Consider the following 21843-nt stretch of genomic DNA (forward strand, 5'->3'; position numbering starts at 1 on the left):
CTGTGAAACGGAATCTCGAGCAGTGGCTGGCCTGGATTGAAGGCCAGCATCCCAGGGCCATCGACATGGGCCTGGAACGGGTGCGCGAAGTAGCCGCGCGCATGGGCCTTCCGCATCCAGCCAGGCACGTGATTACGGTGGCCGGCACCAACGGGAAAGGCTCCACCGTGGCCTTCCTCGAAGCCATCGGCAGCGAGCAGGGTTGGCGGGTTGGCGCCTACACCTCGCCCCACCTGTTCGCCTATAACGAGCGGGTGCGCATTGACGGGCGCGCGGCCGATGACGCGGCGTTGGTGGAGGCCTTCGAGGCGGTAGAGCTGGCAAGGACGGCCGACACTCCGGTGTCGCTGACCTATTTCGAATTTGGCACCCTGGCTGCGTTGTGGCTTTTCGCACGCGAGGGCCTGGATCTCGTGGTCCTGGAGGTCGGTCTGGGCGGGCGCCTGGATGCCACCAACATCGTTGACCCGGACGTGGCGGTGATTACGGCGGTGGATCTGGATCACGCCGACTGGCTGGGCCATGACCGCGAGACCATCGGGCTGGAGAAAGCCGGCATCGCACGTGGCTGGAAGCCGCTGGTGCTGGGTGAGGATGACCCGCCGGCCAGTGTGCTCCGACATGCATATCTGATCGGCGCGGCGGCAATCCGCGCAGGCTGCGACTTCCTGTTCGGGCCGGTCGACGCGACCCACTGGCGCTGGCGCGAGGTGGGCTACGAAATCGATCTGCCGTATCCGGCGTTGCGTGCCCCGTTACAGATGCGCAACGCGGCCAGCGCCATCGCGGCGCTGCGGGCGCTGGACGCGGACGTCTCGGATGGGGCGATCGTGCGGGGCATTGCTGCCGCACGGGTAGCCGGGCGGCTGCAGGCGTTCAATGTTGATGGCGTCGAGGTCGTGGTCGACGTTGCCCACAACCCGCACGCCGCTGCCGGCTTGGCCGACTGGCTGCGCGCTGAGCCGGCTGCTGGCCGTGTGCATGCCGTTTACGCGGCGCTGGAAGACAAGGATGTGGCCGGTGTGGTCTCAACCCTGGCGACGGAGGTGTCCAGCTGGCAGCTGGCCGGTCTGGCAGGTATACCGCGAGGGCTGGAGGCGCAGGCACTCGCCGCACGCTTGGCGGGCACCGCGGCGGCGTCGGCTCCCACCCATGACAGCGTGGCTGCTGCCATCGCTGCAGCCAGTGCCACGGCCGTGCCGGGCGATCGCATCCTCGTGCTGGGCTCGTTCCACACCGCCGCCGCAGCGCTGGAACTGCTCCAGGGCGGACATTAAGGCTGCCATGCCGGGACGGTGCGTATAATCAGCGCGCCCCCGCCGCTGACGACGCCGATGGATTCCGGATTGAAACAACGCCTGATTGGCGCGGCCGTGCTGGTCGCGCTGGCGGTGATTTTCCTGCCCATGCTGGTCAAGGGACCCGCGCCGGACAGCGGCGTGTCGGACCTGTCGCTCGACATGCCGGATCGCCCGCAGTCGAACATGGTGACCCGCGAGTTGCCGCTGGTCGCGCCCCGCCCGCAGCCGGATGACGGCGCGCTGGGTCTCGGCGCCCGCGAGCGCGAGGGCATGAGCGCCGACGGTACCTTGCCCACCGTGGATACGGCCCAGGAGCCGCATCCCGATGCCGCGCTGCCGGCGGACGGGCCGGCATTGCTGGAGCCGGACAACGTTGCCGGCTCGGGCGAGCCGGACGAGGCCCCCGCCGGTGAGCCGGCGCGTGAGGCCGCACCTGAACCGGCGCTGCCCGCCGCGGTTGCGGGCGGCGACTATGCAGTGCGGTTTGGCAGCTATGGCAACAGCGCCAATGCGGAGACGGTGGTCAACCGTCTGAAGCTGGCCGATCTGCCGGCCAGCAGCGTCCGGGTGGAAGTGGCGGGACAGACAGTGTGGCGGGTCCACATCGGTCCGTACGCCAGCCGTGCCCAGGCCGAGGCGGTGCGCGTGCGCGCCGCGACCATCGGCACCAATGACGCGCGTGTGGTCAGCCTGGATGCTGCCCCGGCCCAGCCGCGACAGCAGGCTCCTGCCAGCACGACCACCGCCGCGACGCCTGTACCGGTACCCGCGCCGCCGCCAGCTACGCCTGCCGCGGCGCCCGACGTCGGCTTCGTGGTGCAGCTGGGAGCATTTTCCAGCGCTGCCGATGCCAATGCGCTGCGCGATCGCGTGCGCGGGCAGGGCTTCAATGCCTTCACCGAGTCTGTGCAGACCGCCGATCGCGGCGTGCTGACCCGGGTCAACGCCGGGCCGGTGGTCAGCCGCGCCGAAGCCGAACGGCTCAAGGCGCAGGTCCAGGACAAGGTGCGGGTCGAAGGCATGGTGCGTTCGCACCCCTGAGCATCCACCACGCCGCAGGGATGCGGAGCAATCCCACTCTCCCGAAGTCAATCTGGATACACGCGCATGTGCGGCATCATCGGCATTGTTGCGACCTCTGAAGTCGCCCCGGCCCTCTACGACGGCCTCACCGTGCTCCAGCACCGGGGGCAGGATGCCGCCGGCATCGCCACGGCGGTAGGCACCAGTCTGCGGGTGCACAAGGGCAGCGGCCTGGTCAGCGACGTGTTCGACGAGCGCAGCATGCAACTGCTGCAGGGGCAGGTGGGCATCGGCCATTGCCGCTACCCCACCGCGGGCAGCGAAGGCAGCGACGAAGCCCAGCCGTTCTACGTCAACTCGCCGTTCGGGATTGCCCTGGCCCACAACGGCAACCTGATCAATACCGAGGCGCTGCGGCGCGAGGTGTTCGAGCAGGACCGGCGCAACATCAACACCCAGTCCGATTCGGAAGTGCTGCTCAACGTGTTCGCGCACGAGCTGGACCGGGAACGCGCGCTGGAGCCGGAATCCGCGTTCCGGGCCATTGAAAGCGTGCACCGCCGGGCCAAGGGTGGTTACGCCGCCGTGGCGGTGGTGCTGGGCCTGGGACTGGTGGCTTTCCGCGACCCCAACGGCATCCGTCCGCTGGTGCTGGGCCGCAAGGTGACCGAGGCCGGTACCGAATACGCGATTGCGTCCGAGTCGGTGGCGTTGGATATCCTCGGCTTCGAGCGGCTGCGCGATGTCGCCCCGGGCGAGGGCATCGTGGTCACCGCCGACGGCACGCTGCATCATCGCCAATGCGTCGAGCCGGGAACCCTGGCGCCGTGCATCTTCGAGTTCGTGTACTTCGCCCGCCCGGATTCGATGATCGACAACATCTCGGTGCACAAGGCGCGCATGCGCATGGGCGTGGCGCTGGGCGAGAAGATCCTGCGCGAGCGGCCCGAGCACGACATCGACGTGGTGATCCCGATCCCGGATACCTCGCGTGACTCGGCGCTGGAACTGGCCCACGTGCTGGACGTGAAGTACCGCGAGGGCTTCATCAAGAACCGCTATATCGGCCGCACCTTCATCATGCCCGGCCAGGGGCAGCGGTCGAAGTCGGTGAAGCGCAAGCTCAACGCAATGCCGCTGGAGTTCCGTAACCGGGTGGTGCTGCTGGTGGACGATTCGATCGTGCGCGGCACGACTTCCCGGCAGATTGTGCAGATGGCCCGCGATGCGGGCGCGCGCAAGGTGTATCTGGCCTCGGCCGCGCCGCCGGTGCGCTATCCCAACATCTACGGCATTGACATGCCAACGCCGGAAGAACTGATCGCGCACGAGCGCACCGAGGCAGAAATTGAACGCATGATCGGCTGCGACTGGCTGGTGTATCAGGACCTGGCCGATCTGGAAGCGGCGGTGGCCAGCCCCAAGTCGCCGGAGATGCGCTTTGATTCCTCGTGCTTCAGCGGCGAGTACATCACCGGCGTGGAGCCTGGCTATTTCGATGAGATCAAGCGGCTGCGATCGGACGAGGCCAAGCGCCAGCGACGCCTCGCACTGTGAGCGGCATGGGTGCGACCCTGTTCGAAGCCGCGCGCGCCTGCCTGGATGCCGCCGACCTTGATGAAAAGATCCGCCTGACCCGGCATTGCGCCGCGGAGTTCGCGGCCGGCCGGCTGCCGCTGCCAGAAGAGGCGCCGCCGCCGGAGCCGATCCGCATGCCGGGCCGTCCGCCGCGACCACGGCTGGTGCACCCGCGTGATTTGCCGCGACGGGGATTCGGCAGCGACGAGGGCAGGGCGGCCTTCATCCACGCCATTGCCCATATCGAGCTCAACGCCGTGGACCTGGCCTGGGATGCCGCCTACCGGTATCGCGGCATGCCGGCCGATTACTACGCCGACTGGGTGCGGATTGCCGACGACGAGGCCCGCCACTTCCTGATGCTGCGCGAGCGGCTGCAGGCCCTGGGCCACGACTACGGTGATTTTGATGCGCACAACGGCCTGTGGGAAATGTGCGAGAAGACCGCGCATGACGGCATGGCGCGGATGGCGCTCGTGCCGCGGGTACTGGAGGCGCGTGGCCTGGACGTGACGCCGGGCATGATCGTGAAGCTGCGCGCGGTGGGCGATGTGGACACGGTGGCGGTGCTGGAAGTGATCCTTGATGAAGAGATCAGCCACGTGGCGGCCGGCAGCCGCTGGTTCCGCTGGCACTGCGAGCGAGCGGGCATCGTGCCGGAACCGAAGTTCCGCGAACTGCTGGCCGAATATGCACGGGCTGTGCTGCACGGCCCGTTCAACGTCGATGCGCGGGCCGCGGCAGGCTTCAGCGAAGAGGAACTCGCCGCCCTGCAGGAACTCTCCCGGTAGGAGCGCGCCATGCGCGTGAAGCCGCGTGAATCATTTGTGCCTGTGCGGGCGGGCCGGCGAGACGCTCCCAAGCGGGACACGCCGTGAATACGTCCATGTAGGCTTGGCCGCGCCGTCCATGGCGCCGACAGTCCCGCCTGGGCGCGTCCCGCCGGCCTCTCAACCAGTGCTGCAGCAGAAGGGGCGCGGGATCGCGGACGTCACGCGGTTTCGCGCGCATGGCGCGCTCCTACCGAAGAGCCGCTACCGGGGGAGGGTGGCCAGGTCGTAGCGGCCGTCGGCATGGGCGCGCAGCGCGGAGCCCTGTTCGTACCAGTCGCCGAGCACTATGCGTCGGCATGCGCGGTCGCCGATGGCCAGGTCGTGGATGGCCGGACGATGGGTGTGGCCGTGGATCAGGGTGTCGATGCCGTAGCGGCGCATGGTTTCTTCGACGGCGACCGGTGAGGCATCGGTGATCGATTCCATGGTGCCTGCCTGCTTCATCTCGCCCTGGCGCGCCTGGCTGCTCGCCCTGGCCTGCTGGGCGAAGGCCAGGCGGGCCTGCAGCGGCTGCGACAGCATGTGCGCACGCCAGTCGGGGTTGCGCACCTGGGCGCGGACCTTCTGGTACTCCACGTCATCGGTGCACAGCAGGTCGCCGTGCATGAGCAGCACCGGCTTTCCGTACAGCTCGATCACTGAGGGGTCGGGCAGCAGACGCATGCCCGCGCGGGCGGCGTAGTCGCGGCCGAGCATGAAGTCGCGGTTGCCGTGCATGAAGAACACCGGCAGGCCGCTGTCCGCAAGCGCCCGGAGCTTTGCGGCAACGAAGGCGCCGGCTTCGGACGGGTCGTCATCGCCCACCCAGGATTCGAACAGGTCGCCCAGGATATAGAGGGCGTCGGCCTGGCGCGCTTCGGCATCGAGGAAGTCGCCAAACAGGCGGGTGATGTCCGGGCGTTCCGGATCCAGATGCAGGTCGGCGATGAACAGCGTGGTCATCGCGACATGATAGCGGGATCAGGGCCGGTGATTGCCTCAATCCGGAGCGTTGTGGGCCGTGGGCGCATGGCTGTGCGGCGGTGACGCCGGACGGTTGCCGGCGCCGATCGTACAGACGGGAACGCGGACGGTGATGCGGCGGCGATACGGGCCCCGTCCTACAATGGAGAGCCTTGCCCATCATTGCCCTGCCATGACCGTCCGTACCCGCTTCGCCCCCAGTCCCACCGGCTACCTGCACATCGGAGGCGCCCGCACCGCGCTGTACTGCTGGCTGGCCGCGCGCCGCGCCGGCGGGCAGTTCGTGCTGCGGATCGAGGATACCGACCGCGAGCGCAGCACCCAGGCAGCGATCGACGCGATCCTGGAGGCGATGGACTGGCTGGGCCTGGATTACGACGAAGGCCCCATCTTCCAGACCTCGCGCCTGGAGCGTTACCGCGAGATGGCCGAGCGCCTGGTGGTCGAGGGCAAGGCCTACTACGCCTACGAGACGCGGGACGAACTGGACGCGATGCGCGCGGCGGCGATGGAGAAGGGCGACAAGCCCCGCTACAGCGGTGCATGGCGCGAGCGCGGTGGTGAAACCGAGCTGCACGAGGCGCGCCGCGATGACCCGAACCGGGTGATCCGGCTGAAGAATCCGCAGGACGGCACGGTGGTGTGGGAGGACAAGGTCAAGGGCCGGATCGAAATCGCCAACAGCGAGCTCGACGACCTGGTGATCTTCCGCCCGGACGGCTATGCCACCTACAACTTCGCGGTGGTGGTGGACGACATCGACATGCGCATCACCGACGTGGTGCGCGGCGATGACCACGTCAACAACACCCCGCGGCAGATCAACATCTACCAGGCGCTGGGTGCGCCGGTACCGGCGTTCTCGCACCTGCCGATGATCCTCGACGAGCAGGGTGCCAAGCTCAGCAAGCGCACCGGTGCGGCGGACGTGATGCAGTACCGCGATGCCGGCTACCTGCCGCATGCGCTGCTCAATTACCTGGTGCGGCTGGGCTGGTCCCACGGCGACCAGGAGGTGTTCTCGATCGACGAGATGCAGCGCCTGTTCGACCTCAAGGACGTGAACGCGAAGGCCGCCCGGCTGGATCCGGCCAAACTGGGCTGGCTCAACCAGCAGTACCTGAAGAGCGACGCCCCTGAAGCGGTGGCGGCCCATCTGCAGTGGCACTTGGAGCAGGCCGGGCTGGATCTGGCTCGGGGTCCGGCGCCGGCCGACGTGGTGGTGGCCCTGTGTGACCGGGTGCAGACCCTGGCCGAAATGGCCGAGCGCGCGGCGGTCTGGTATCGCCCGCTGACGGACTATGACGACAAGGCCGTGGCCAAGCATCTCAAGCCGGAGACCGGGGCCGTTCTGGCCGATGTGCGCGGTCGTCTGGCCGCACTCGGTGACTGGAACGCCGAAGCCATCAGCGCCGAGCTCAAGCAGGTGTCCGAGGCGCAGGGCGTGGGCATGGGCAAGGTGGCCCAGCCGATGCGGGTGGCGATCACCGGCACCCAGGTCAGCCCGGATATCGGCCATACGGTGTACCTGACGGGACGTGAAGAAGCGCTGGCGCGGATCGACGCAGCGATCGCGAAGATTCCGGCAGCTTGAGACGGCGGTGGTTCGCCACCATCATCAAGTCATGGTCAACGCCTGCACCGATCCCAAACACCACGTCCACGATGCCGCCGGCTTCGTGGCGGCGGTCAAGACTGCGTGCAAGGAGCGTGGGCTGCGGCTGACGCCGATCCGCGCCTACGTGCTGGGATTGATTGCAGAGGCCGACCGCCCGCTCAAGGCCTACGACCTGCTGGACCGGGTGCGTGAAGGTGGCGGGCCGGGCGCCGCGGCGCCGCCCACCGTGTACCGGGCGCTGGATTTCCTGCTCGGCAACGGGTTCATCCACCGGCTGGCCTCGATCAACGCGTTCGTCGCCTGCCACCATCCCAGCAGCCGCCCGCACTCGGTGCCGTTCCTGATCTGCGACCAGTGCCACGAGGCGGTCGAGCTGGAGGACGAGCGCGTGGTCGAGTTGCTGGAGTCCCGCGCCCGCGCGCTGGGCTTCACCCCGCTGGCCCAGACCCTCGAGGTCCACGGCCTCTGCGCCGCCTGCGCCGAAAAAGTCCCGGCGTAGCCAAAGCCCCGGCGTAGGAGCGCGCCNCGCTGGGCTTCACCCCGCTGGCCCAGACCCTCGAGGTCCACGGCCTCTGCGCCGCCTGCGCCGAAAAAGTCCCGGCGTAGCCAAAGCCCCGGCGTAGGAGCGCAGCCAGTGATCAGAAAAACACGCGCACGCCGGCGTTGACGTTGCGACCCGGAAGCGGCGCCAGGTCACTGAGGAACGAGGTGTGCGGGCGTGCCTCCTCATCCAGCAGGTTGTTGCCGTCCACGAACACTTCCCAGGCCCGGCCGCTGGCCGTATCCACGTGCCAGGTCAGGCCCGCGTGGACCATGGTGTAGCCGGCCGAGGGATCCTCGTGCTCGGCGGTCCGGTCCTGCGAGTCATAGCGCACGGCGCCCAGGGTGGCGCGCAATCCGTTGCCCGGCGAACGCCAGCGCAGCTCGGCACCGAGGCGGGCTGGTGCAATGCGCGGCAGGTTGCCGTCCAAGGCGATCTGCGCGGTGTAATCGTGGCTGTGACTGCCGTGGGGGATGGAGAACGACACCTCGCGGGTGCCGGAACCGTCCAGCCGCGCGCGGACCACGTCGCCAAACGAGCGCATGGTCCACTGTCCGCGCTCGTCGTCGATGAAGGTCCACTCCACTTCAAGCTCGCCGCCGGTGAACCGGGTATCGGCCTGGTTCCACACCCGCACGGGCGCGCCAGCATCGATCACGCCGGTATCGGCCTGGTAGACGAAGTCGTCGTAGCGCACGTGGTACAGCGAGCCGCTGATGAGCAGGCCGTTGTGGTGCCAGTGCATGCCGAGTTCGGCGCGGTTGGCGGTTTCCTTGTCCAGGTCCGCGTTGCCGAACTCGTGGCTGCGGGTGGCCACGTGCAGGCCGTTGGAATACAGCTCTTCGGCCGTGGGCGCGCGCTGGGCGCGGTCCAGGCCGAAGGAGAGGTGGAGCCGGTCGGTGAGATGCCAACGCGCCGCGATCGAAGCACTCAGGGCGTCGAAATCGCGCGAGGGGCCGGACACCAGGTCAAGCCGGTTCTGGTCGTAGCGGGCACCCAGTTCGACATCGAGCCCGTCAAAACTGCGCTCGCCGATCCAGAACACGCCTGCGTCCCGGGTGCGGGAATCGGGCACGAAGGCTTCCGCACCCAGCGCCTCGAACTTGCGCCGCGACGCCTGCAGGCCGAAGGCGCCGTTCCAGCCGGCAAGGGGGCGGTGCACCAGCTCCAGCCGGCCTTCGACTGACTCGTTGTCGAAGATCGTGCCTGCGATGTTGTCTTCGTACTCGGTGTGGGTATAGACGTTGTGGGCGATCTTGACGCGCAGGCTTTCAAAGCCGTCCAGATCGTCCAGTCCACCGCGCAGTTCGCTGCGGCGCTGGTCCATCACGATGTGCACGCCGGGGTCTTCGTGATCGTCGTGGCCGTGGCCGTGGTCGTGGCCGCCGTGACCGTGATCATCGTGCTCCGGGTGCACGTGGCCAGGCACGCCGTAGCGCGAGTTGAACAGGCTGTGGCCAACGCCCAGGAAGCCGCGGTCGCCCACCCAGGACATGCCCAGCGCAGCGCTGTCGGTCCTGAGGAAGCTGTCGGGCAGGCGGCCGTGTGCGGCGTCCTCCTCGTCGGGCTCGAGTTCGGCGTAGCCCGGGATGCGGTAATCGCCGGTTTCGCGATGCAGGGCGTCGAAGTGGAATACCAGGTTGCCCGAAGCCGAGGTGCCGTCCAGCCGCATCATGCCGCTGCGTTCGTCGGCCACGCTTCCTGCGCGCAGTTCGGCGCGGCCTTCCAGCGGTTCGAAGGTGGCATGTTCCGGAATCCGGCCGTCGATGACGTTGACCGCGCCACCGATCGCGCCGCTGCCGTAAAGCAGGGTGGCGGGGCCCTTGAGCACCTCGATCTGGTTGGCCATGAACGGCTCGATGCTGACCGCATGGTCGACGCTCACCGTGGACACGTCTCCAGATGCGAGGCCGTCACTGAGCACCTGCACCCGGGCGCCGTCCATGCCGCGGATGATCGGGCGACCCACGCCGGGCCCGTGATAGGACGACTGGATGCCGGGCAGGCGGTTGACGGTTTCGCCCAGCGAGGAGGCCTTCATTTCGTCCAGGCGCTCGCCGGCCAATACTTCGATTGGCTGGGTCAGGTCTTCGGCCGATTTGGCCAGCGGGCTGGCGCGCACGATCACGGCGTCCAGGTCGGCAGGCTCGGAATGGCGGGGATCCTGCGCCCAGGCGGCCAGGGGGGTGGCGAGGGCGGCGGCGAGCAGGGCAATGCGGGGGGCGGGGAGGCGTTTGGGTGACATTCCAAAAATGGGTATCGTGGGGGAACCTAATGTTATAATATTTCATCACTGGGCATCAGCGGCCGAAAGTCATGGGCGTCACCGATTCCAATTTGCGCAAGGCCGATCGCGTTGGGCTCGCGGCGTCGTTCCTGTGCGCCATACACTGCGCGCTGCTGCCGCTGGCACTTGCGGTACTGCCGGCGCTGGGGCTGAACGTGGGCGGCTGGATCGACTTCGACCAGGCCTTCGTGGTGTTCGCCACCGCGCTTGGGCTGACCACGATGACGATGGGCTACCGCCGCCACCGCGCCTTCCGGGCCTGGGCCCTGCTGGTGCCGGGGCTGGCGCTGGTGTGGGTGGGCTCGTTCACCTGGCTGCATGACCATGGCCCGGCCCACGTGGGAATCATGGTGACCGGGGGGCTGCTGCTGGCGGCGGCACATTTGCTGAACCTGCGGCTCACCCACGCCCGTCCAGGCTGATTGCGGGGCCGCCGCATGCTAGCATTTGCGGGTTACGCGCCGGAAACCCGGCGTGCTGGCCTCATCTGCATATTCAGGAGCACTCAATGGGCAAGGGCGATCGCAAGACCCTCAAGGGCAAACGCTACAACTCCAGCTACGGCAACACCCGTCCGCACCGCGTCAAGCAGGCCGCAGCCGTGGCCGAATCCGCGTCCGCCGCGGGCAAGCGCGTGGTCAAGCCGACCAAGAAGGTCGTGTCGAAGAAGACCGTTGTAAAGGAATAATCGTCCCTGCGACGATCGAAAAAGCCCGCTTCGCAGCGGGCTTTTTGGTTTCCAGAGCCCCGCCAGGGTGCCATTTTCCCCGCTGACCTCTGCCCTATTGCACGGCTCCGACCGCTGGCGGAATCTGCGATGGCAACCAAAAGGGAGCAAAGACGTGAAAATCAATGGAAACCGTTTTCTCGTGATCTATTCCGGCCTGCTGACCGCGGTCCTGTGCACGGTGGTGCTGACCGGGGCCGCCTCTACGGGCAAGGCGTCGTTCCAGGAGATCGACGTGCAGCGGCTCAACCTGCGCGAGCCCGATGGAACCCTGCGCTATGTGCTGTCCAGTTCAGCGCATTTTCCCGGGGCGATCATCCGCGGCGAGGAGTATCCGCACCCGCGGCCGCAGGCAGGCATGCTGTTCTACAACGACGAGGGCAGCGAGGTCGGGGGACTGATCTTTGCCGGCGCCCGTGATGAGGAAGGCAACGTGTCGTCCGGAGGCAGCCTGACCTTCGACCGTTACGAACAGGACCAGATCGTCCAGATCATGGGTCTGGACAGTCGCGGCCGGCAGCTGGCCGGGATGCAGGTGTCGGATCGCCCGGACCGCTCGATCGTCGACGACCTGCAGGAAAGCACGCGCCTTGAAGCGATGCCGACCGATGAACGCAAGGAGTTGATGCGCCAGCGCCATGCGGAAAGTTACTACGGTGCCAACCGCCTGTTCGTCGGCCGCAACGGCGGTGGTGACGCGACCCTGCTGCTCAACGATGCCGATGGCAATCCGCGCATGGTCCTGAAGGTGGCACCGGAGGGAGAGGCTTCGATCGAGTTCCTCGACGATGCCGGCGAAGTGGTCCATCGCCTGGCACCTGGCGGCTCAGCCCAGTAGGTCGGGCAACCACGGCATCGGCGCCTGCTTGCAGGCGCCGATGCATTTCGGCCACACCCTGCAGCGATCAGCGCCGGGCGGCGGCCTCGATCGCTGTCCAGGCCCGCAGCATGTTTCCGCCCAGGATCTTGCGGATGTCGTCGTCGCTGTAGCCGCGCTGCTGCAGGCCGGCAACCAGGTGCGGGAAGTCGGCGACGGTGCGCAGGTTTTCTGGCAGATCGCCACCCACGCCGTCGAAGTCCGAGCCCAGGCCGATGTGGTCGATGCCGACCAGATTCACGCCGTGGTCGATCTGGTCCAGCACCGGATCGATGGTGATCTCCGGCACCGGGTGGGCTTCTTCCCAGGTGCGCTCGAACGCGCTGCGGTCCTCGGTGGGGTCGCCGGCGGCCCGCAGCTCGGCGTTGCGGCGCTCGAACTCGTCGGCGGCAACGAAGTAGGCCTGAATATCGGCGGCTGCCTGCCCGTCAAGGAACATGGTGCCGAACGGGATCTGGATGACCCCGCCGGTTTCAGCGATCGCCTTGGCCAGTTCGTCATCCAGGTTGCGTTCGAAGCCGGGCGTGAAGTGGCGGAAGCCGGAGTGGCTGGCGATCACCGGGGCGGTGCTGGCCTCGATCACGTCGCGGGCGGTCTCGTCGGACACGTGCGAGACGTCAACGATCATGCCCAGGCGGTTCATCTCGGCCACCACTTCGCGGCCGAACGGGCTCAGCCCGTTCCACTTGCGCTCGAGGGTGTAGGACGAATCACCAATGCGGTTGTTGCCGCTGTGGGTCAGGCCGATATAGCGCACGCCGCGGTCGAAGAAAGCCTCCACCTGGGAGACGTCGTCGCCCAGCGGCCCGGCGTTCTCCATGCCCATGGCCAGCAGCACGCGGCCACCTTCGCGCAGCGTGTCCACATCACCGGGGGAGGTGAGGATGGCGAACTTGTCCGGGTGCCGGCCGGCCAGGGCCTCCACCGCATCGATCTGGTTGTGGGCGTGCTGGCGCGCGGTACCGGCCTCGTCACGCCCGTGGGAGGTGTAGATCGCCATGAAGCCCACGTCCAGGCCGCCGGCGCGTGCGCGCGGGTAATCGAACTCGCGATCCGGGGCGTCCACGCCCAGATCGGCCCAGCGGCTGAGCAGCAGCCCGGGCGCGTCGATGTGGGTGTCAACAATGATCGCGTCCTGTGCGAGCCGGCGTGCGGCTTCGGGCGCATCCTGCGCGGCGACAGGTGAAGCGGCAATCATGATGATCGCGGCGGCAAGCAGGGAGCGGTAGGGCATATCGTTTCCTGGAAATGGGAATGGTTGACCGCTCAGGAAGATACGTCATTCCCGCAGGAGCGCGCCATGCGCGCTCCTGCAACGGGGCACCTATGCGACCCGGTGTCCGCTGGCGTGCACGCCAGCGGCAAGCTGGCCGCCCAGCCAGTAGCACAGCTCTGCCGGCTGGCCCACGTTCCAGTGCACGAAGTCCGCACGCATGCCCGGGCGCAGCACGCCGCGGTCATCCATGCCCAGCGCCCGCGCCGCATTGACCGTGGCCCCGCGCAGCGCCTCTTCCGGGGTCAGCCGGAACAGGGTGCAGGCCAGCTGCATGCCCTGGCGCAGGGAGAGCAGGGGCGCGGTGCCGGGGTTGCAGTCGGTGGCGACCGCCATTGGCACGCCATGGGCGCGGAACTCATCCAGCGGCGGCAGCCGGGTTTCGCGCAGCACGTGGAAGGCGCCGGGCAGCAGCACGGCCACGGTGCCGGCCCGCGCCATTGCTTCCACGCCGGCCGCCGAGGTGTATTCCACGTGGTCTGCCGACAGGCCGTCGAACCCGGCCACCAGTCCGGCACCGCCGCCATCGCTGAGCTGGTCGGCGTGCAGCTTCACCGGCAGGCCAAGCGCCCGGGCGGCGTCAAAGACGCGCCGGGTCTGTTCAATGCTGAAACCGATGCTTTCGGCGAACGCATCCACCGCGTCCACCAGCCCTTCTTCATGCAGGCGCGGCAGCCAGTCGATGACGGCACTGATGTAGTCGTCGGCGCGATCGGAGAATTCGGGGGGCAGGGCGTGCGCGGCCAGATAGGTGGTGCGCACTTCCACGCCCAGCTCGGTGCCGATGCGCCTGGCCGTTCGCAGCATGCGCCGCTCGCTGTCGAAATCCAGGCCGTAGCCCGACTTGATCTCCAGGGTGGTCACGCCATCGGCCACCAGCGCCTGCGCGCGCGGCAGCGATTCGGCCAGCAGCTGGTCCTCGCTGGCCGCCCGCACGGCGCGCACCGAGGACACGATGCCGCCGCCGGCACAAGCGATCTCCTCGTAGCTGGCGCCCTGCAGGCGCTGCTCGAACTCGCCGGCGCGGTTGCCGGCAAACACCAGATGGGTGTGGCAATCAACCAGCCCCGGGGTGATCAGGCCACCGCCAAGATCGATCACGTTGCCTGACAGGGTGTTGGGGTCGGCCGGCAGTGCAGTGCGCGGCCCGGCATGGACGATCACGCCATTGCGCCAGCCCAGCGCGCCATCTTCCACCAGGCCATAGCCGCTGTCACCGTCCAGCGTGGCCAGCGTGGCGCCGAGGACCAGTCCGTCCCAGGGAGTACGTTCGGATTCGCTCATGCGCCTGATTCTACGGGAGCGCCACGTAGGGATCTGTGCAAGGCGCGGCTGCGCAGGACCACCGTCCGGGCCACAATGCGGCCATGGACAATCCCGTGACCCGAGCCGCCACCGGCTGGCGCCTGCCCGCCATTCCCAACCTGCATTCGCATGCGTTCCAGCGCGCCATGGCCGGCATGGCTGAGCGCCGCACCGACCCGGCCGATTCGTTCTGGACCTGGCGCGAGACCATGTACCGCTTCGCCGGGCGGATGACGCCCGACACCATGCGCGCGGTGGCCGCGCAGCTGTACGTGGAGATGCTGGAAGCCGGCTACGGATCCGTGTGCGAGTTCCAGTACGTGCACCACCAGCCCGACGGCCGGCCTTACGCCGATGCGGCGGAGATGTCACTGGCGCTGGTGGAGGCGGCACGGGAAGCCGGCATCCGCATGACCCTGCTGCCGGTGCTGTACATGACCGGCGGATTCGATGGCCGGCCGCTGACCGAACGGCAGGCGCGCTTTGGTCACGATGTGGACGCCTACCTGAGCCTGCTGGACCGCCTGCAGGAGCTTGAGGGTGCGCAGCTGAAGGTCGGCGCCTGTTTCCACAGCCTGCGCGCGGTGCCCGAAGAGGCCATGCGCCGTACGCTCGCGGCGCTGCCGCCGGACATGCCGGTGCACATCCACATCGCGGAACAGACTGCCGAGGTGGAGGACAGCGTGGCCTTGCGCGGTGCGCGCCCTGTGGAATGGCTCTGTGACCACTTCGACGTGGACGCGCGCTGGGCGCTGGTGCATGCCACCCACCTGACGCCGGACGAGACCCGCCGCATCGCCGCCAGCGGCGCCACCGTGGTGCTGTGTCCCACCACCGAAGCGAACCTCGGTGACGGACTGTTCCCGCTGCGTGCCTATCTCGACGCCGGCGGTCGCTGGGGGATCGGTTCCGACTCCCACATCTCGGTCTCGCCAGTGGAGGAGCTGCGCTGGCTGGAGTACGGCCAGCGGCTGGTCGCCCGGCGCCGCAACATTGCGGTCGGCCATTCGGAGAGCGTGGGCGAAAACCTGCTGCACGGCGCGCTGGAGGGCGCTGCACACGTGACCGGCTTCGGACCGTTGGATGACTGGATCGAACTTGATGCCCAGGCCCCGGAGCTCGTGGGCGCAACCGCCAGCGACGTAGCGGACCGCTGGGTATTCAGCGGCAACCGGCCCCTGGTGGAGACCGTGTGCATTGGCGGAACCACACTGGTCAGCGGCGGCCGGCATCGTGATCGCGACGCCACCGCCGCGCGGTATCGCGGGGCAATCGGCGAGCTTTCCTGATCCTGACACGGCGCGTCGTTTCCGGCATGACATTCTCGCGACGGAGCCCATAGCGACCCGCAAGCCGAGCCCCGCCGTGGCCGGGAGGCCTTCGCAGCGAAGTAAAGGAGGAGGCCTCCGCCGTCAGGCGGAGGCCGGGGGACATGAGCAGCGAAGGCCTCCCGGCCGCGGCGGGGCCCTTCCGCCACCAGCGACACGAAGCGAAGAAAAAGTCCTTCCTCCCCCACCTCTCCGCACCCGGATAAAACCTTTTTCCCAGGACCATGAAAATTTCCGCGCCTCGCCGCGACCAATCTTCATGAGTCCCACGAAAAGGAATTGATGCACCAGATGGATACCCAAGCGGCGTTCACCGCCATGCTGGAGGAAAACCAGCCCGCGCTGGCGCGCCTGGCACGGCGCTACGCCGGTCCGGATGAATGGCACGACCTGCTTCAGGACATGCACCTGCAGCTGTGGCGCAGCTTTGACAGCTTCGACGGCCGCGCGCAGCGCTCCACCTGGGTGTACCGGGTGGCGCTGAATACCGCGCTCAGCCGCATACGCAAGCCGCGGCGCGAACACGTGTCGCTGGACCAGGTGCCCGAGCGCGGCGACACCGGTCATCCGCTTGATCCGCTGGACGTGCTGGACGCCTTCCTTGCCACGCTCGATCCGGTCCCGCGCAGCCTGCTGCTGCTGGATCTGGAAGGGCTGCCGCGCGAGCAGGTGGCCGAAGTGCTGGGACTCACCCCCAACGCCGTGGCCGTGCGTATGACGCGCCTGCGCCAGGCCTTCGAGCGCTTCGTGGAGGAATGAATATGGACTGGGACAGGATGAAGCAGCAGTGGAGCGAAGATGCGCCGGCGGTGCCCGACGTCTCCATCGTCAAGCTGCGCCGGCAGGATGAAAAGCTGCGCCGCCGGGTGAAGTGGCGCGACCGGGTCGAGACTGTCGCTGCGGTGCTGGTGGCACTGTGGTTTACGGTCACGGCGGTGGGCCTGGCCGTGGGCGGGAAGTGGGTGGGAGCTGGATTCGCCCTGCTGCTGGTGACGTGGGCGGTGCTGATGCCGCTGTGGCTGCGGCGCACACGGCGCCAGGTGCCGGAGCCGGAACCGCACCTGCCGCTGATGGAAAACCTGGCGCGCCAGCGTGACGCGGCGTTGGCCCAGGCGCGCATGCTGGAACAGGTGTGGTTGTGGTACCTCGGCCCACCGCTGGTGGGTCTGGTGGGACTGACGCTGGCCACGCGCGGCCTGTCCACCTTCGCGCTGGTGTACCTGCCCGGGGTGCTGGTGCTCTATGTCGCCATTGGCTGGGTCAACCGACGCACGGCGAGGCTGCAGTTCCGCGCCCACGCCGAACGCCTGCAGCGCCAGATTGATGCAGTATCCGAGGAGGGAGAGCCATGAATCACAATCATTGGGAGAAGCCGATGTTCCGTTCCAGCCGCCTGTTTACCGGCCTGCTTGCCGGTACCCTGATCGCAGTTTCCGGAGCCGTGAGTGCCACGGACGACGCAGCACTGGGCGACATCCTCGACAGGCGCGTGCTGGGAGACAGCAGCGGCGCCTGTATTGCCGCTGCGGTGATCGAAGGCGACCGCGTTGCCCGTGCATGGCGCTGCGCCGACCCGGCCGATGCCGGGCGGATCGGTCCGGACGTGGCCTTCGAGATCGGTTCGGTCACCAAGTCCATGGCCGGCATCCTGTTGGCGGATCTGGTGCTGAGCGGCGGGGCCTCGCTTGATGATCCGCTGGCCGACCACCTGCCTGACGGCACGGTCGTGCCCGAGTACGAAGGCCAGAAGATCCTGCTCCGGCAGGTGGTCACCCACACCTCGGGGCTGCCGCGGCTTCCTTCCCGGCTGGAGTTCACCGATCCGGGTGATCCCTACGCCAGCTTCGAGCCCGAAGCCCTGCTGGCCTCGCTGCAGGACGTGATCCTGGAGCAGGCCCCGGGCGAAACGTTCGAGTACTCCAATTTCGGCACGATGCTGCTCTCGCTGGTGCTGTCCCGTACGGCGGGAATGGATTTCGAACAGCTGCTGGACGACAAGCTGTTTACGCCGCTGCGCATGCAGCACGCCTACGTGGCCGACCGCCCGGAAGGTCTGCAGGTTGCCGCCGGACACATGCCCAACGGTCAGGAAACCCCGCTGTGGACGTTCGCGGCCGAGCTGGCCGGCGTCGGCGGCGTTCGCGCCACGCTGGATGACATGGTGCGCTACGCCCGCGCCCAGCTCGGCGGCGCGCCGGGGTCGCTTGGCGAAGCGATCCGGCTGGCCCAGCAGCCGATCGAAACCGGGGCCGACCAGGCCATGGCGATGAACTGGCTGCTGATGCCCATCGGCGAGCGGCTGGTCCACGCGCATGATGGTGGGACCGGCGGGTTCTCCTCGATGGTGGCTTTCGACCTTGAGCGTGACCGGGCGGTGGTGGTGCTGGCCGACACCGGGCTCGCCGCCATGGGCGGCGTGAACGATGTGGCCGGCCATCTTCTGGACGAGAGCATTCCGTTGAGCCAGCCGCGACGCCCGGTGGAGCGGCCGGCCGTGGCGCCCTCGCTTTCACCGGAGCAGCTGCGCGACTACGCCGGGACTTATGCGCTGATGCCGGGCTTTGACCTGATGGTGCGCGAGCATGAAGGTGTGCTCCACGCACAGGCGACGGGGCAGGGCGAGTTCCCGCTGGATGCGGTCGACGATGACGTGTTCGGGGCCACGGCATACGACATCGAGATCCGGTTTTCGCGGAACGCATCGGGAGAGGTTGTGAAGCTGGACCTGCATCAGGGCGGCCACGTGCTCAGCGGACAGAAGCAGTAGCGTCGCTGTGGTATCCCGGTCGCCTCGATGAACGGTTGACCGGCGACGGGGGCATCCGGATGGCGGATCAGGGAAAATGACCTGGATCAAGGCGCCGACCGCCTTGGGCGGCCACGCTGGCCGGATCCGGATCAGGAGTTGCAGGCATGAAGTTCGACGTGGTGGTGGTGGGTGCGGGACCGGCGGGACTGTGTTTCGCCCGCTCGCTGCGGGGCAGCGGCCTGTCGGTGGCGGTGGTGGAAAAGCAGCCGCTGGAGGCGATTGCCGCCCCGGCCTTCGACGGCCGTGAAATCGCACTCACCCATGCGTCGCGACGGATCCTGGAAGGGCTGGGCCTGTGGCCGGCGTTTGATCCGGCCGATATCTCCGATCTGCGCGATGCCAGGATCAGCAACGGGGATTCCGCTCACGCGCTGCGGATCAGCGCCAGCGACGGTCGCAGCGAGCGACTGGGCTGGCTGGTGCCCAACCACGTGATCCGGCGGATCGCCTACCAGGCGGTCAGCGCGCAGGGAGATGTGGAACTGGTGGCCGGCTGCGGCGTGCAGGCGGTTGCCGAGGCCGACAATGGCGTTGCCGTGACCCTTGAGGACGGCCGCATGATCCGCGCGCGATTGCTGGTGGCGGCCGACAGCCGGTTCTCTCAGTTGCGGCGGATGCTGGGGGTCGGCGCCCGGTCCCGCGATCACGGGGTGCGGATGATGGTGTGCCGGTTCAGGCATACCCGGCCGCACCACCACGTGGCCTGGGAGTGGTTCGATTACGGCCACACGCTGGCCCTGCTGCCGCTGAACGGAAACGTTTCCTCCGCCGTGTTGACGCTCAGCCCGGCGCGGATGGATGCGGTCCAGGTCATGGACGATGCGGAGCTGGCGGCCGACCTGCAGCGGCGCATGCGTGACCGCCTGGGCGAAGTCACCATGACCGGCACCCGCCATGTCTACCCGCTGGTGTCGGTCTATGCCGACAGTTTCGTTGCCCGGCGTGCGGCGCTGATCGGCGATGCCGCAGTAGGCATGCACCCGGTGACCGCACATGGGTTCAACCTGGGGCTGCAGGGCCAGGCGCGGCTGGCAGAGGCTGTGCTGGCAGCCCACCGGGCTGGGACGGATATCGGCTCCGATGCGGTGCTGGCGCGTTACCAGCGCCGCCATCACGCAGCGGCGTTCCCGATCTACGCCGCCACCCGCACGGTCCTGCGGCTGTACAACGATGAGCGGCCGGTTGCCCGGCTGTTGCGCAGTGCCACCCTGCGGGTGGCCAACCGGGTTGCGCCGTTCCGCCGCGCGATCGCGGCGCATCTCACCCAGGCGTAGGCGCGGTTACGGCCAGCTGGCGGGGGAGGACGCCCTCGAGTTCCAGCAGGAACTGCTTGGTGGGCAGGCCGCCCCCGAATCCGATGAGCGCGCCGCTTGCGCCGATCACGCGGTGGCAGGGCACCACGATCGGCAGGGGATTGCGGCCGTTGGCGGCGCCTACCGCACGCGAGGCCGATGGGCTGCCGAGGCGGGCGGCCAGCTGGCCGTAACTGAGGGTTTCGCCGTAGCCGATCGTTTCCAGCGTCTGCCACACCTTGCGCTGGAACGGCGTGCCCTGTGGTGCCAATGGCAGGTCGAAACTGCGCCGCGCTCCGGCAAAGTATTCCCGCAGCTGCTGTTGCGCGCGCTGCAGCAACGGATGGTCGCCTTCGTGCCAGCTGGCGTCCCGTTTCACCGGGTGCCTGGCATCGCGGAATTCGATGGTGTGCATGCCGGCGTCCGATGCGGCCAGCAGCAGAGGGCCGATGGGGCTTTCGATGCGGGTGTAGTGGATGGTCATGGTCAAGTTCCTCCTGGGCGCGTGGGCCCGGGCTCATGCGGCGTGGAGTTCCGCGCTTTTGTGCGCGGCCGCTTCGGTCCACAGGTGGATGGCGGCATATGCGCGCCATGGGCGCCAGGTCTCCGCGTGACTGCGCAGCGCCCGGGCACTGGCCATTGGGCCAGTGCTGCCAGTCCGAGTTGGAGTGACGCCGCCCGCCATGGCCTTCTGCAGTACCAGGTCCTCAGCGGGGAACGCGTCAGGGTGGCCAAGCGCACGCAGCGCGATGTAGTGCGCGGTCCACGGCCCGATGCCGGGCAGCGCGGTCCAGCGGGAAACGAAATCGTCCAGCGTGGCCTCCGGCCGGAAATCCACCTGTCCGTCGATCAGTGCCCGGGCCATCGCGCGCAGCGTGCGTGCGCGGCCGGCAGTCAGTCCGATTCCGGACAGGTCGGCCTCTGCCAGGACTGCGGGCGTGGGGAACAGCCGTTCCAAACCCTGCGCGGCGAATGTTGCCGGCAGCGGCGCGCCAAAGCGCTGCGCCAGTCGCGTGGTCATGGTACGTGCGGCGGCCACGCTGACCTGTTGGCCGATGACTGCACGCACCGCGATCTCGAACCCGTCCCAGCCGCCGGGAATGCGTAACCCGGGGCGTTCGCGGAGCAGCGGCCCCAACGTTGAATCCGGCCCCAGCACCGAGGCGATGGCACCGGGATCGGCATCCAGATCGAACATCCGTCGCAGGTGGTTCACTGTGTCCAGCAGCGCGGCTGGCTGGCAGCCGTGCAGATCCAGCCGCAATCCATGCTCCCGGCCGCGGCGCGTGCCTGTCCATGGACCTACCCGCAGCCAACCGGGAGCTTCCGGCGGGCCGAATGCGCGCGTGTAACCGTCACCATCGACGATTTCGACCCCCGGCAGCGCCCGCGCGCGGAGGAGTCCCAGCATCGCTGCGAAATCAAAGGGCGGCCGGTAGCCCAGGTGCAGTGTCAGCGTATCGCCACCAACATCCACGGCCTTGTTTTGTTTGCGCAGAGCCCGCGGCGCCATGCCGTACGCCGCGCGGAAGGTGTCGTTGAAGCGGCGCAGGCTGCCGAACCCGGCTGCGAGGGCAACCTCGGTCACCGGCAACGCGGTTTCGGTCAGCAGCTGCTTGGCGAACAGCAGCCTGCGCGTGGCATGCACGCCGGTCGGCGGTGCGCCCAGCCGCTGCACGAACAGGCGCCGCAGCTGCCGCTCGCCCACGTGCACGCGCTCGGCCAGGGTCGCCACCGGCTGCTCTGCCAGCAGTCCCTGGTCGATCAGCTTCAGCGCCCGGGCTACCACCTCGTCACCGCGACGCCAGGTGCCCTGGCCCGGAGACAGCTCCGGACGGCAGCGCAGGCATGGCCGAAACCCGGCGGCCTCGGCGGCGGCGGCGCTCGGGTAGTAGGTCACGTTGGTCGCTTTGGGCACCGGTGCCGGGCACACCGGCCGGCAGTAGATGCCGGTGCTGCCGACCGCAGTGAAGAACAGACCGTCGAAACGCGCATCGCGGCTGAGGCGGGCGCGTTCGCACACCTGCGTCGGGGGAAGGGCGGATGGAGTCGCCATGGAGGCAGACTAGCACCCGCCCGCTACGCGGA

20 protein-coding genes are annotated in these 21843 nt (G+C 68.3%); 14 read left to right on the forward strand and 6 right to left on the reverse strand.

Annotated elements, in window-relative coordinates; all coding sequences use genetic code 11:
* The first annotated feature begins 2 nt into the window (after positions 1 to 2).
* From folC to ACW7G2_RS13055, 4 genes are all read left to right on the forward strand, one after another.
* Positions 3 to 1277: a bifunctional tetrahydrofolate synthase/dihydrofolate synthase gene (folC, locus tag ACW7G2_RS13040; protein WP_456976480.1), complete on the forward strand. Its 1275-nt coding sequence runs from the start codon at positions 3 to 5 to the stop codon at positions 1275 to 1277.
* 57 nt (positions 1278 to 1334) lie between these two features.
* Positions 1335 to 2342, forward strand: a complete 1008-nt coding sequence (locus tag ACW7G2_RS13045; RefSeq protein ID WP_456976482.1) for an SPOR domain-containing protein — start codon at positions 1335 to 1337, stop codon at positions 2340 to 2342.
* A 66-nt stretch (positions 2343 to 2408) separates the two neighbouring features.
* On the forward strand, positions 2409 to 3881 hold the full coding sequence (gene purF / locus ACW7G2_RS13050; protein WP_456976484.1) for an amidophosphoribosyltransferase: 1473 nt from the start codon (positions 2409 to 2411) through the stop codon (positions 3879 to 3881).
* A gap of 5 nt (positions 3882 to 3886) precedes the next feature.
* Positions 3887 to 4693, forward strand: a complete 807-nt coding sequence (locus ACW7G2_RS13055) for a ferritin-like domain-containing protein (protein ID WP_456976486.1) — start codon at positions 3887 to 3889, stop codon at positions 4691 to 4693.
* A 243-nt stretch (positions 4694 to 4936) separates the two neighbouring features.
* On the opposite strand, the gene lpxH is transcribed toward ACW7G2_RS13055, so the two are convergent.
* Positions 4937 to 5677 carry a UDP-2,3-diacylglucosamine diphosphatase gene (lpxH, locus tag ACW7G2_RS13060; protein WP_456976488.1) on the reverse strand — a complete coding sequence of 247 codons (741 nt, stop codon included), beginning with the start codon at positions 5675 to 5677 and terminating at the stop codon, positions 4937 to 4939.
* 193 nt (positions 5678 to 5870) lie between these two features.
* On the opposite strand from lpxH, the gene gltX reads away from it, so the two are divergent.
* Positions 5871 to 7292: a glutamate--tRNA ligase gene (gene gltX, locus ACW7G2_RS13065; protein ID WP_456976490.1), complete on the forward strand. Its 1422-nt coding sequence runs from the start codon at positions 5871 to 5873 to the stop codon at positions 7290 to 7292.
* A gap of 31 nt (positions 7293 to 7323) precedes the next feature.
* Positions 7324 to 7815, forward strand: coding sequence for a transcriptional repressor (locus ACW7G2_RS13070; protein ID WP_456976492.1), 492 nt, complete (start codon positions 7324 to 7326; stop codon positions 7813 to 7815).
* 139 nt (positions 7816 to 7954) lie between these two features.
* Here ACW7G2_RS13070 and ACW7G2_RS13075 read toward each other — a convergent pair whose 3' ends face one another.
* Positions 7955 to 10102, reverse strand: coding sequence for a TonB-dependent receptor (locus tag ACW7G2_RS13075; RefSeq protein WP_456976494.1), 2148 nt, complete (start codon positions 10100 to 10102; stop codon positions 7955 to 7957).
* Between the two features lie 71 nt (positions 10103 to 10173).
* On the opposite strand from ACW7G2_RS13075, the gene ACW7G2_RS13080 reads away from it, so the two are divergent.
* The 3 genes from ACW7G2_RS13080 (at position 10174) to ACW7G2_RS13090 (ending at position 11709) form a co-directional block, all read left to right on the forward strand.
* Positions 10174 to 10566 (forward strand): MerC domain-containing protein, encoded by a 393-nt coding sequence (locus tag ACW7G2_RS13080; RefSeq protein ID WP_456976496.1) that lies wholly within the window; start codon positions 10174 to 10176, stop codon positions 10564 to 10566.
* Positions 10567 to 10652: 86 nt separating this feature from the next.
* Positions 10653 to 10832, forward strand: a complete 180-nt coding sequence (locus ACW7G2_RS13085; RefSeq protein WP_456976498.1) for a 30S ribosomal protein THX — start codon at positions 10653 to 10655, stop codon at positions 10830 to 10832.
* A 154-nt stretch (positions 10833 to 10986) separates the two neighbouring features.
* On the forward strand, positions 10987 to 11709 hold the full coding sequence (locus ACW7G2_RS13090) for a hypothetical protein (RefSeq protein ID WP_456976500.1): 723 nt from the start codon (positions 10987 to 10989) through the stop codon (positions 11707 to 11709).
* A gap of 67 nt (positions 11710 to 11776) precedes the next feature.
* Here ACW7G2_RS13090 and ACW7G2_RS13095 read toward each other — a convergent pair whose 3' ends face one another.
* Together ACW7G2_RS13095 and hutI are read right to left on the reverse strand one after the other, a co-directional pair.
* Positions 11777 to 12982, reverse strand: coding sequence for a dipeptidase (locus ACW7G2_RS13095; protein ID WP_456976502.1), 1206 nt, complete (start codon positions 12980 to 12982; stop codon positions 11777 to 11779).
* 90 nt (positions 12983 to 13072) lie between these two features.
* Entirely contained in the window at positions 13073 to 14305 is a 1233-nt protein-coding gene (gene hutI / locus ACW7G2_RS13100; protein WP_456976504.1) for an imidazolonepropionase, read from the reverse strand.
* An 83-nt stretch (positions 14306 to 14388) separates the two neighbouring features.
* Between hutI and ACW7G2_RS13105 the strand changes: the two genes are divergently transcribed.
* From ACW7G2_RS13105 to ubiM, 5 genes are all read left to right on the forward strand, one after another.
* On the forward strand, positions 14389 to 15615 hold the full coding sequence (locus ACW7G2_RS13105; RefSeq protein WP_456976506.1) for a formimidoylglutamate deiminase: 1227 nt from the start codon (positions 14389 to 14391) through the stop codon (positions 15613 to 15615).
* A 330-nt stretch (positions 15616 to 15945) separates the two neighbouring features.
* A complete protein-coding gene (locus tag ACW7G2_RS13110; RefSeq protein WP_456976508.1) occupies positions 15946 to 16413 on the forward strand; it encodes an RNA polymerase sigma factor in 468 nt (155 codons plus the stop codon).
* A gap of 2 nt (positions 16414 to 16415) precedes the next feature.
* Positions 16416 to 17006 carry a hypothetical protein gene (locus ACW7G2_RS13115; protein ID WP_456976510.1) on the forward strand — a complete coding sequence of 197 codons (591 nt, stop codon included), beginning with the start codon at positions 16416 to 16418 and terminating at the stop codon, positions 17004 to 17006.
* A complete protein-coding gene (locus ACW7G2_RS13120; protein WP_456976512.1) occupies positions 17003 to 18421 on the forward strand; it encodes a serine hydrolase in 1419 nt (472 codons plus the stop codon). The genes ACW7G2_RS13115 and ACW7G2_RS13120 overlap by 4 nt, the downstream gene beginning before the upstream one ends.
* Before the next feature lie 146 nt (positions 18422 to 18567).
* Complete coding sequence (gene ubiM / locus ACW7G2_RS13125) at positions 18568 to 19737, forward strand: 5-demethoxyubiquinol-8 5-hydroxylase UbiM (RefSeq protein WP_456976514.1); 1170 nt, start codon at positions 18568 to 18570, stop codon at positions 19735 to 19737.
* Here the strand turns inward: ubiM and ACW7G2_RS13130 are convergent.
* The gene (locus ACW7G2_RS13130; RefSeq protein WP_456976516.1) at positions 19724 to 20239 is read right to left on the reverse strand and encodes a methylated-DNA--[protein]-cysteine S-methyltransferase; all 516 of its coding nucleotides are present in this window, start codon (positions 20237 to 20239) and stop codon (positions 19724 to 19726) included. The genes ubiM and ACW7G2_RS13130 overlap by 14 nt on opposite strands.
* Positions 20240 to 20272: 33 nt before the next feature.
* Positions 20273 to 21811 carry an AlkA N-terminal domain-containing protein gene (locus tag ACW7G2_RS13135; RefSeq protein WP_456976518.1) on the reverse strand — a complete coding sequence of 513 codons (1539 nt, stop codon included), beginning with the start codon at positions 21809 to 21811 and terminating at the stop codon, positions 20273 to 20275.
* Positions 21812 to 21843: the final 32 nt, after the last annotated feature.

Source organism: Luteimonas sp. A277 (assembly GCF_054052045.1).

Excerpts from the sequence above, each read along its gene's own strand:
- ACW7G2_RS13080 (WP_456976496.1), top strand. The coding sequence starts at position 10,174 with ATGGGCGTCACCGATTCCAATTTGCGCAAGGCCGATCGCGTTGGGCTC.
- ubiM (WP_456976514.1), top strand. The coding sequence starts at position 18,568 with ATGAAGTTCGACGTGGTGGTGGTGGGTGCGGGACCGGCGGGACTGTGT.
- purF (WP_456976484.1), top strand. The coding sequence starts at position 2,409 with ATGTGCGGCATCATCGGCATTGTTGCGACCTCTGAAGTCGCCCCGGCC.
- gltX (WP_456976490.1), top strand. The coding sequence starts at position 5,871 with ATGACCGTCCGTACCCGCTTCGCCCCCAGTCCCACCGGCTACCTGCAC.
- ACW7G2_RS13075 (WP_456976494.1), bottom strand. The coding sequence starts at position 10,102 with ATGTCACCCAAACGCCTCCCCGCCCCCCGCATTGCCCTGCTCGCCGCC.
- ACW7G2_RS13045 (WP_456976482.1), top strand. The coding sequence starts at position 1,335 with ATGGATTCCGGATTGAAACAACGCCTGATTGGCGCGGCCGTGCTGGTC.
- ACW7G2_RS13095 (WP_456976502.1), bottom strand. The coding sequence starts at position 12,982 with ATGCCCTACCGCTCCCTGCTTGCCGCCGCGATCATCATGATTGCCGCT.
- ACW7G2_RS13115 (WP_456976510.1), top strand. The coding sequence starts at position 16,416 with ATGGACTGGGACAGGATGAAGCAGCAGTGGAGCGAAGATGCGCCGGCG.
- ACW7G2_RS13130 (WP_456976516.1), bottom strand. The coding sequence starts at position 20,239 with ATGACCATCCACTACACCCGCATCGAAAGCCCCATCGGCCCTCTGCTG.
- ACW7G2_RS13120 (WP_456976512.1), top strand. The coding sequence starts at position 17,003 with ATGAATCACAATCATTGGGAGAAGCCGATGTTCCGTTCCAGCCGCCTG.
- ACW7G2_RS13070 (WP_456976492.1), top strand. The coding sequence starts at position 7,324 with ATGGTCAACGCCTGCACCGATCCCAAACACCACGTCCACGATGCCGCC.
- hutI (WP_456976504.1), bottom strand. The coding sequence starts at position 14,305 with ATGAGCGAATCCGAACGTACTCCCTGGGACGGACTGGTCCTCGGCGCC.
- ACW7G2_RS13135 (WP_456976518.1), bottom strand. The coding sequence starts at position 21,811 with ATGGCGACTCCATCCGCCCTTCCCCCGACGCAGGTGTGCGAACGCGCC.
- lpxH (WP_456976488.1), bottom strand. The coding sequence starts at position 5,677 with ATGACCACGCTGTTCATCGCCGACCTGCATCTGGATCCGGAACGCCCG.
- ACW7G2_RS13085 (WP_456976498.1), top strand. The coding sequence starts at position 10,653 with ATGGGCAAGGGCGATCGCAAGACCCTCAAGGGCAAACGCTACAACTCC.
- ACW7G2_RS13055 (WP_456976486.1), top strand. The coding sequence starts at position 3,887 with ATGGGTGCGACCCTGTTCGAAGCCGCGCGCGCCTGCCTGGATGCCGCC.
- ACW7G2_RS13105 (WP_456976506.1), top strand. The coding sequence starts at position 14,389 with ATGGACAATCCCGTGACCCGAGCCGCCACCGGCTGGCGCCTGCCCGCC.
- ACW7G2_RS13110 (WP_456976508.1), top strand. The coding sequence starts at position 15,946 with ATGGATACCCAAGCGGCGTTCACCGCCATGCTGGAGGAAAACCAGCCC.